The sequence below is a fragment of the Nocardia pseudobrasiliensis NBRC 108224 genome, assembly GCF_001613105.1.
Classification (GTDB): domain Bacteria; phylum Actinomycetota; class Actinomycetes; order Mycobacteriales; family Mycobacteriaceae; genus Nocardia; species Nocardia pseudobrasiliensis.
Genome location: NZ_BDBS01000088.1, coordinates 1 through 10,214 on the forward strand (window position 1 = coordinate 1; position 10,214 = coordinate 10,214).

The window sequence follows — 10,214 nt, forward strand, 5'->3', positions numbered from 1 at the left end:
CACCATGATGGCCACCTCGGACCGCACACCTGTCGATCTGGTGCAGTGGCCCGATCCCTACCGGTGGTACAACCACGTGCGGAAATTCAGCCATCGCCAACGGCAACTTCCGCTTGTATGCGAATTCGCTCGATCGACCACCTCACAGTACGGAGAGTGGCGGGTGATCCCGCTACCGGGGACCGGTCACGAGCTGTCCCCGCATCCGGCTCTCCACAAATCTCATTGAGCTGCAACTGCTTTCATCGTGCGCTGGGCCAGGGCGATGGGATCGTCGTGCCCCGCGGCCGGTATCAAGTGGCGACTACCGAACCCGGGTTGAACAGCACGACATCCCGATCGTGCGGCCACCATCCGCCATCACAGAAGCGGCGGCGCAACTCCTTCCATGCCGTGTTGAGGTATTTGCGTCGCAGGTGCGAGCACTAGCGTCGGTACCCATGGTCGCCGATCATCCCGTTGTACGAACGGTTAGCTAGACATGTCTAGGCTGCGCTCTATCGACCGGGCGAGGTGCGATATCCATAGCCTTCACCGTGGCATCTTCCATTCGACCAAGCCTGAGTCTGAAGTTAGCTGTTCAGTTGCATAACCTCGATGTAGGTTTTCTGAACTTTTGCAACTAGCGCAGGATGTCACCCATATTGTCTGCTGTAAGGAGTGCAGCGCGCAATCACGACCCGAGGTGCGGAACACATTTGACCATGCAGAGACCGTGCGATTCGACAGGGATGTCCTCAATCCAATAGCCCTAATCGAGTTCTCATCGAATCAATCCACCACCGAACACCTCGGAATAATCAGCCGGTGTTTTCAACTACGGTCGTACCACAGCGCGGATAACACCCCGGCCGCCCGGAAATCGACCCTACACGCCGAAACAACACTGAGGAGTCGATCATGACCATCGCGGCGATGACGAAGCAGCAGCTGATTCGGCCTCTCGAACGCACCGAGAAGATCTACGCCGCAGAGGGTTTGTGTATCGGATACTCGGTCCACGTGCACGGGGACCTCCACATCGACACACTCACCGAAGCATTCGACACACTGCGCCGGGACTATCCGAGTCTGGGATGCCGAATCATCGGACGAGCCGACGGGGGCGCCGATCTGGTGGCCACCGCGGAACCGCCACTGGTCGTCGTGGACTACGACCCCCTGGCGGAGCAGCCGATCCTCGACCTCGACAACCGAACCGCCGCGGTACACGTGCAGTTCCACGAGACCGACCGGGCCTGGGTGACCCTGTTCGTCCACCACGCGATCGCCGACGGACGATACGGGCTGCACCTGCTGACCGATCTGTGGGCCTACTTCACCGCGTTGTCGATCGGCTGCGGACTGCTACCACGCCCGCACGGCTACCCCATTTCACCGGAACACCTTCTGGCGCAACGAAACATCGCCGCGATCGACCGGGAACTGCCGCTGCCCGCACCCACCCGGGCCACGGCCCTGAACCCGCATCCCGCACGCAAGGCCTTCCCCCGCGTCCAGTTGTCCCCCCATCACACCCACGCCCTGGTCCGGCTCGCACACCGCACCGCCACCAGCGTCCACAGCCTCGCCTCGGCCGTGCTGCTGCAAGCCGCCGCCGACATCGACGCCGCCACCGTCGCCGATCTGCGCTACGCCTACCCCGTGGACCTGCGCCCGCGCCTGAACCCACCGGTCTCGGCCACCGCGGCGACCAACGCCCTGGGCACCGCCTTCTTCACCGCCGACCCACGCACACCAACCGACGCCCCCACGATCGCGGGCGCGATCACCAACGCACTCATCCGCGATCTCACCACCGGCCGCGTCCAGAGCCACTATCTCAACACCGTCGACTACCTCAACGCCATCGACGCGGCATTCTCCTACCACCCGGGCTCGGTCTTGACCGCCAACTGGGGTGTCGTACCAGAACTCCAGTCTCCCAAGGGAATCACCATCGACGACCTGCGCCCGGTCTGGCATGCCACGGCATCGGCCGGCACATCGAGCATCCGCACCCTGCTTCCCGACCACCTCGGCATCATCACCACATACCAGGGCCGGCTCAGCTACGAGATCGCGACATCCGACCCCGACCCGGACACACTCGCGATCCGGCTCCACGCCCGCTTCGACACACTGCTCGAAAGCCTTTGAGGGAGAAGCGATGATCACCACCATCACAACGGTCGGCATGACGACCGAGCCTCCACCCGCAGCCCATTACGACCTGACCTCCGTCCCGAACAACTGGCCCGCACTGCTGGCTTCGCCTCCGCATAACGAGGCCACCACGCACCGCGGTCACGTCGATACCCGGTTCGCCGACCACATCCACTGTTCCCTGGGAACCAACACCCGCTCGAGCGGATCCGTCAGATCGCCCGGTGCTGCCCGCGTGGTTCGGGGTGGCCGATCTCGACATGGAGCGTTGAGGTTCTCCGCTGTTTCGAAGCACCCCAAGTATGGTCCGATAGGACCGCAAGGAGTCATTCGTGGCAGCACCGAAGACCTCCGATGATCTTGAAAGTCGAGCGACGCCCCTTCGGGCGGTGTGACGGCTGGGTGACCGAAGGCTTTGACGGGATCCAACGGCTCACGGGATCGGAGGCAGTGATGGAGTTGAGCCGGGGATTTGTTGAACAGATGTCGTAGTGCCGCAGCATGCCGGCCTCCGCGTGCTCGGCGGCGTTGGTGGTCGATGGAAACTGTGACTGAACAAGAGCCCGTTGAGGGGCCTCACACAAACCCCACCGTCACAGACCCCCACCGGTAATAAAAAAGCAGGTGAACAGGATCTTCGCGACGATCACAGAGCGGTATGAGTCGTGGCGACGGCCGGGTAGTAGATCTCGCGACGCAGCCGTTCGAGGTCTGGTTCCGGTGCTCCGAAATCGGGGGTCGGCGTGTGTCGATCGCTGTGCGGCACCCGCCGCGCCCCGTCTACAAGAGCCGCGTAGAGCGCCTGGTACTTATGACGGTCGGGCAAACCGGGCAGGATACGCAGGAGTGTAGGGATGTAATCAGCCATCGCCTCCAATTGGGCGCGGTAGTCCGCCTGCTGGCGGCACGCCTGCTCGATGGCCTCCCCACGGGTGCACCCCGTCTCTTGCTGAATAGCCCTGACCAGGTTGTACGGCACGTGGTCGGCCTCGTCTTGATCGATTCCCACCACGTCGTTCTCCACGAAGGCCGCGAGAAGGAACAGCTGCTCGCAACGGCGAAGGACAGGGTGCACCCGCAGCTTGGGTGGCAATTCCCGGTCGAGAAGCGCCTCGAGTATCGCAATTCCGGTATCGAACGCGCTCGTCGACCGGCGCAACGCGAAGTAGTCGGTCACGGCCGGGATGTGGCGGTCGATCCGATGGAGCGCCTCACGTTCGCAGGCTTCGAACCACCGCTCGAGGTCATCGAGAAACCGTTCCCGCCAGCGGACTGTCCGACCCTCACACAGGCGTGGCCACAGACTGGCCCAAGCCGTCGCGAGCGCACTGGGCCGCCGCGATGTGAACGGGTCCTGGCGGAGCGCCGCTACCAGTCCGCGCCGGAATGCAGTGACGGCTTGTGGATCATTCAGCTGGGAATCCTCGAACAGGTCGTCCCACACGAGGGCCAGCATCGCCATGTCGACGCAGGCCCGCTCCCGGGCTGGGTCCGCCAGAGGTAAAGCTGGCAGTACGGCATCCAAGAGCTGGAACCTGCCCTTCCACCGACGGTGCCCCAACTCGGCCGCACAGGCGACAAGGCCGGTGTCGACCAGCCACGTCCTCTCTCTGCGGATGGTTTCGTGCCAGTGCTTCTCCTGGGGTGCCGGGAGCATCTGCGTAGATCGCTGGGAGACGACGGGCGCAGAGTTTCGGCGATCCAGGACAGACCGTGCATACGCGGTGAAGGCGTCGCGGGCGCGGGAGTCAACAGCCACAGTGGCAAGCTGCTCCGCAGCCTCGATCATGATTTGCTCGGCCAGCGCCCGCGCTTGGTCCACGGTGCCGGAAGCGATGACCAGCTGCCGAGCGCGTGTGGCCTCCTCACTGGTCATACTGCTGCCCAGCAGGCGAGCAAGGTTCCGGTCACGAACCGCCGCACGGATGACGGGCAGCGTGTAAATGCCTTCGGGCAGATCCGCGTTGACGGGCTTGCCCATCTCGTCAGCGGTCGAGGTCAAGTCGAGGATATCGTCACACAGCTGGTAGGCCCGCCCGAAAAGCCGACCGAACAGCGCCAGCGCCTCGTGTTCTCGCTGGCCGTGTCCGGCCTGCATCGCGCCCATCCGGCAGGCCACCGAGAATACCGCCGCGGTCTTGCCGTCGATCGCGTCGAGATAGGACTGCTCGTCGCGGGAGGCCACGTAACGATCGGCGGATTCGATGACCATGCCCTCGTACAGCTGCTCCCCCGCGATCATCAACGCGAGAATCTCATGCTGCCCGAGTTCGGCCGCCATGCGCCCGCTCGCAAGTAATACGCAATCTCCTCCCAGGACCGCCAGGCGCGAGTCCCACACGGCGTCGACACTCGGACGGCCACGACGCTGGTCCGCGCGGTCTATCACGTCGTCGTGATAGAGCGTGCTCAGGTGCAGCAACTCCACGGCCGCGGCCGCACGCACCGCTCGATCATCGGCCGGGCTCGCAGGGTCGGTGAGCAGATAGAACGACAGCAAAGTCAATGTCGGGCGAATCAAACGGCCGGACAGGCCGGGCCCGTTGTCGGTGAGTACGCCCAGTTCGGGCCGGTCCTCGAATCGGGCGGGTCCGAGGAGATCACGGACACGATCCAGGTCTGCGTCCAGGTGCGGAAAAGCAGCGAGATCGTTTCGACGTGGCATGAGTCGGCTCCTGCAATGTTGCGGCGGTTATCGGCAAACGATTTCGGTCTGTGGGTTGCTTCGCTGTGGGAGGCGGTCACGCGGTTCGCGTGTTCCGGTCTCATACCGCCGCGTCACGCGGGAGGTTTGTCCTGCGGTCACCATTGAGCGAGTCCCAGACCGATGGACATTCCCGCGCCGAATCCGACGAGCAGGACAGTGTCGCCGATCGCGATCTTTCCCGCGCGGACGGCATGGTCGAGGGTGAGTGGGATCGAGGCGGCGGCGGTGTTGCCATGGGTTGTCACGGTGTCGTGCAGGGTGGCGTATCGCAGGCCGAGGTGGGGAAATAGGTCGTCGAGCATGGCTTTGTTGGCCTGGTGGGCGATGACATGAGTGATGCTGTCCGCAGGTGTGCGGATGTCGCTGAGGAATCGGGTGACGCGTGGGGGCAGCTGCTCGGCCACGAACTCGCGGACACGTCGCCCACGCATCGTGAAGTAGTGCGAATCATGATTGTCGTCCGCGGTGCAGGGGTGGCGGCTTCCGCCGGCTGGTACCTGGATGAGGTCGGCGTGGGCGCCGTCGGTGAACAAACTCACTTGCCGGAGCGTTGGGGCGCCCGGGCGTGGGGGACCCAGGACGACGGCCCCGGCGCCGTCACCGAACAGCGGGTAGCTGGCACGGTCGGCGGGATTGAGGATCGTCGAGTAAGTGTCGGCGCCGATTACCAGGACATATCCTTCGCGGTACTGGTGGAGTGCGCGCCCAATGGCCAGAGCGAACAGAAACCCAGTGCATACCGCGTTGAGATCGAACGCTGCCGCCCGGCAGCCGGGCAGGCGTTGTTGCACAAAACAGGCCGTGGGCGGGAGTGGATGGTCAGGGGTGGAGGTGGCCACGATGAGGGTCGAGACATCGGATGCGGGGATCGCGGCAGCGGCGAGGGCGTTGCGGGCAGCGTCGACGGCCAGGTCGGAGGTGGCCTGCCCGGGGCGTATCCAGCGGCGGGTGCGGATGCCGGTCTTGCGACGGATCCAGTCGTCATCGACCCCAACGGTCACGCCGATCTCATGATTTGTCACCACCCACTCGGGCACAGCCGATCCGGTTCCGAGAACGGCTGTCGAGATCGAGGCGTCGACATCGTCGTCCTCGGCACGACAGACGGCGGCGCTGTGGTCGGCGATGCGACATCCGCACAAGCAGTCACCGGAGATGTTGTGATACATAGCAATTCGCCTTTTTCTCGATGCTCGCCGTTCAGCAGCGGTAATCGACGATTCACTGGCGGCCATGTAACGCGCGCGCTGACAGTGGCGCGTGTGGCCGTAAGTGGGTCGGCTGGGTGCGGCAGAGCCCGTGTGTGGTCGCCCAAGCCCTGGCAGCGGACCGCGACGGCATCGATGTCGGGATGGACCAATGAAGGGATCGGGCAGCAGACCGAGATTCGGTGCAGCTCGTTCGGCTCATCAGAGTCGCCTTCGATGTCTATCGGCTGAACGGGCGTCGTGTCCGTTAGTGGTAGACGACGGTGTGCCGCCGATGAGGATGGCTATGGCACATGCACTTCCACAACCGACCGCGGTATTCGTCACGGCATCAATGGAATTGATTACTCCTCATCGATCGTGAGTTGGCCAGCTGTTCGTTCTCAATTTTGGCGGCAGCCCGTTGAAAACAGAATGCTGCCGAGCGCATGACGACGATTCGCGTCGCACATATTGGCAACCGTGCGCGGCAGTGTCTGGTCGATGTCAGACGCTTCGCGCCTCGATCGACCGACCTATGGGCCACGCACCGCCGAAGCCTGCCAGAGCCGCCGATGGTCAGCTATGTAGCGTCCGGATCCACCTGCGCCGACTCACGGCCCCCTCATCAGACGAGCCACGTTCCTGGGATACCCGGGTCAGAATCCCACCGGACTCGACAGCGTCCGTACCGCCCCATATCGCGGCGTCCGCGGGGGGACAGTGGAGCGCCCCGGCGCCGCTGGCGCGAATGCGGATCGTGTGTGGTCCCGTCAATCCGTTCCAGCGCTCGGGCGGGAGCAGAGGTCACCGGTTGCGTACCGGGACCTCCTCGACCGCTGAGCCGCGTCGCCTCACGAAATACGGAATCCGGGGAAACCACCAATTGGCCTCGCCCATGAGTTCGACCAGCGCGGGCACCAGCAACATCCGAACAACCGTGGCATCGATCGCAATCGCGACAGCCATGCCTACGCCCGCGATCTTCATAATATCGATCTGCGACGTTCCCGCGGCCCCGGTCACCAGAATGAGCAATGTCGCCGCCGCCGTGATGATTCGACCCGTCCGGCCCATTCCCGTTCTGATTGCCTCCGAGGTACTCGCCCCACTGTTGTGTGCCTCGACGATTCTCGACACGAGGAAGGTCTCGTAGTCGGTGGACAGCCCCGCGATGACCGCGATCATGACCGCGAGGGAGGGCGCGGGCAGTGGACCCGCGGTGGCGCCGAGCAGACTCGCCCGCGCATCGTTCTGGAACAGCCAGGCGAGAACGCCCAGGCTGGCGGTCAGGCCGAGCAGCGACATCAACACCGCTTTGATCGGCAGGACAAGTGACCGAAACGCCACGAACAGCAAAACGACTGTCGCGGCGATCATGATCGCGATGACCTCGGGCAGACTCGCGGCGACCGCGCTCGCGGTATCGGCGAGCACAGCGTTACTGCCGCCGACCAGGACGGTGGTGCCGGGTGGCGGGGGCAGTCGGCGCAGGTTCTCGACCGTACCCATGCTGGTCGAGGAGAAATCCTGGCCGGCGACAACGACCTGCAAGACCGCGAGGTCGTTGGACTGATCCACGCGCAGCACCTCCGAGACATGCGGAACATGCCGCACCGACGCGGTGAAGGCATCGACACTGTCCCCCGACAGCGGGCGCTGGCCTGTTGCCCGAAGGACGACTGTCGCACCATTTCCCGCCAGCGGAAACTTCGAGGCGACGGCCTCCTGGGCGACGCGGGTCGGATTTCCGGGCGGCAGGCCGTTCAATGTGATTCCACCCAGCCGAAGCCCCGCGCACGGCCAAATCAGAATCACCAGTATCGTCACCGCGAGCAGCGCGACACGCCACGGACGATCGGTCACCGCGACAGCCACCGCGGTCCAGAATCGGCGAGACCTGTTCTCCCCCCGGGCAATCGCGCCGCGACGCCACGACAGCGCATCGACCCGCCCACCCAGCAGCGTCAGCACCGCCGGTATCGCCGTCACCGACAATGCCGCAGCGATACCGACCGACACCGAGACCGCGATACCCACCGATCGACACATGGCGACCGGAATCGCGGTGAATCCCGCGAAGGCACACACAAGCAATGCCACCGAGAACACAATCGTCCGCCCAGCCGTACATACCGTGATCACCGCGGCCGCTTCGGGTTCCCGACCGCGCGCCAGTTCCTCACGAAACCGGCTCACCATGAACAGGCTGTAGTCGATCCCCATACCGAGACCGAGAATCGCCGCCAAGCTGACCGCGAAACTGCTGACATCGGACACCATCGAGATCAAGCGCAGTGCTGACAGCGCACCGAGGATCGCCAGACCCGCCACCGTGAGCGGCAGCACTGCCGCCACCACACTGCCGAAGATCACGATCAGAAGGATCAGAGTCAACGGCAATGCGATCGAATCGGCCAGCAGCAGATCATGTTGGGCCTGAACGTTGTACGCACTCACCGTCGCGTACCAGCCGGATACCTTCATGTCCCCCTCCCACCGCAAGGCCGCGACCACATCCGGATACTCGGCCAGACGCCGGGCATCCGGGCCCGCCAGGGTCGCCACAGCCAGGGCCTCGGTCCGGTCCGAGGAGACCAAGGCATTACGCAGCGCGGGCGCCGACGTCCAATACGACTCGATCGGACGGGCCAGCAGGCGCGGGTCGACACCACGAATCCGATCGATGACCGCGGCCCCGATGTCGTCGACCGTCTTGCCCGCCGGAGCACGATAGATGACAACCACATCCGGGACCGCCCGACCGAATCGTTCGTCGAGCACGCGGCTCACCCGCGCGGAATCGCTGTCCGGATTATCGTAGCCCGAAAGATTCATGCGATCGAAAACCCCGAATCCCCAGAATCCCAGCGCCAGTAGCGGTGTCACCGACAAGGCGATGACCAGGCGCGGGTAGGAGGTGACCAGCCGTGACCACGCTCGCATCAGCAGGCCTTACCGGGAACGGAGTAGCGCTCGGCTTCGTGGCCCAAAACCACACTCCGAACACCCCGACAACGATCAGCGATGCACTCGATAAGCGATATCTCGCCACGGTCCCCCGGAGACCGATCATCCCGCCGGGAGTCGGACGCATGCATTCGCAGAGTGGGCTTTCCCGCGTGTCCACCGCCTGAGCTGAAGTGTGGAAGGTGTAGGCGAACAAGATGAACAGCACCACCGATTGCCCGATCAGCAGCAGTGTCGTCGTTATCGAAAGCTCCGCTGATTGCGTCGCGGTGATCGTCACCAGCGCCCCTGGCAGGGTCGTCGTCACAGCGGTTTAGCTCAGAAAGCGTGCGGTCAGCAGGAATCCAAAAGGCCAGCCGAACCGTGGGCGCGAATCGCCGGCCGGGCAATGTGCTCGCCGGCGGGTCGGGGATGCGGGACGGTTTGAAATGATAGATCAGCATCCCGGAAATCGAAGGTTGGTACACCGTGGCTCCCAGTGGTGAACGTTAGCGCCGTCAGCCTTCTCGGTTTCGACGGCGTCGAGGAGCGCTGTCAGCGCATCGGCCATGACAGTGCTGGTCAGGACATCGCGCGCACGGCGGAGGTAGCCAGCGCGCCTGATCTTCTGCGAACCGACGATCACCGACGTACTCAACCAAATGTGTTGCCAGTGCCACACTTTCAGACGTCAGCTCCCCGCCGGTTTCGAGGAATCGCCGCAGCTCGTATCCGTAAGTAGTTCCTGAGTTCAGCGCCGCGACGATCGGTAGAGACCATCTGCGGCGTCGCAGATCAGCGCCGCGCGGACGATTCGCCAGTCGGTCGTGGTCACCTCCGACGAACCCGTTGCCGCCGAGCCTGTCTGGTACTCGACACGGTCGGGCGGCCGGATGTGCGAAGAGGGCGGGTCCCGAGCTGATTGACTTCGGATCCGCCATTTGGTCAGTTGACGGAGCGGCATACGAACGAGGTCTTTGTGAAGCTCACTACGCGGAGTGAGTCGGGGCGGAGGCTGGGTGGTAGATCTCGCAGCGCAAGCGTTCGAAGTCCGGCTCTGGTCCTTCGGAGGAATCGGTATCTGTGTGTCGGTCGATCTGAGGCACCCGCCGTACCATGTCCGCCATCGTGGCGTACATCGGCCGTGGTACATCCACCATGACCCGTGAATCCCCAAAACCACGCCGCGTGGTACGCATGTCTACTATGCGTACCACGCATCAGGG

General features: G+C 64.0%; 4 protein-coding genes. 1 reads left to right on the forward strand and 3 read right to left on the reverse strand.

The window, feature by feature from the left end:
* Positions 1–900: 900 nt before the first annotated feature.
* A complete protein-coding gene (locus NP4_RS39205) occupies positions 901–2,139 on the forward strand; it encodes a phthiocerol/phthiodiolone dimycocerosyl transferase family protein (RefSeq protein WP_068009892.1) in 1,239 nt (412 codons plus the stop codon).
* 652 nt (positions 2,140–2,791) lie between these two features.
* On the opposite strand, the gene NP4_RS39210 is transcribed toward NP4_RS39205, so the two are convergent.
* The 3 genes from NP4_RS39210 to NP4_RS39220 form a co-directional block, all read right to left on the reverse strand.
* Positions 2,792–4,810, reverse strand: coding sequence for a polyprenyl synthetase family protein (locus NP4_RS39210; RefSeq protein WP_068009895.1), 2,019 nt, complete (start codon positions 4,808–4,810; stop codon positions 2,792–2,794).
* Positions 4,811–4,947: 137 nt separating this feature from the next.
* Positions 4,948–6,021 (reverse strand): 3-oxoacyl-ACP synthase III family protein, encoded by a 1,074-nt coding sequence (locus tag NP4_RS39215; RefSeq protein ID WP_082876639.1) that lies wholly within the window; start codon positions 6,019–6,021, stop codon positions 4,948–4,950.
* An 825-nt stretch (positions 6,022–6,846) separates the two neighbouring features.
* A complete protein-coding gene (locus tag NP4_RS39220; protein ID WP_068009898.1) occupies positions 6,847–8,985 on the reverse strand; it encodes an MMPL family transporter in 2,139 nt (712 codons plus the stop codon).
* Between the last annotated feature and the right edge of the window lie 1,229 nt (positions 8,986–10,214).

What these genes read in the sequence shown, in the direction of transcription:
- NP4_RS39205 (WP_068009892.1), top strand. Translation starts at nt 901, where the DNA reads ATGACCATCGCGGCGATGACGAAGCAGCAGCTGATTCGGCCTCTCGAA.
- NP4_RS39210 (WP_068009895.1), bottom strand. Translation starts at nt 4,810, where the DNA reads ATGCCACGTCGAAACGATCTCGCTGCTTTTCCGCACCTGGACGCAGAC.
- NP4_RS39215 (WP_082876639.1), bottom strand. Translation starts at nt 6,021, where the DNA reads ATGTATCACAACATCTCCGGTGACTGCTTGTGCGGATGTCGCATCGCC.
- NP4_RS39220 (WP_068009898.1), bottom strand. Translation starts at nt 8,985, where the DNA reads ATGCGAGCGTGGTCACGGCTGGTCACCTCCTACCCGCGCCTGGTCATC.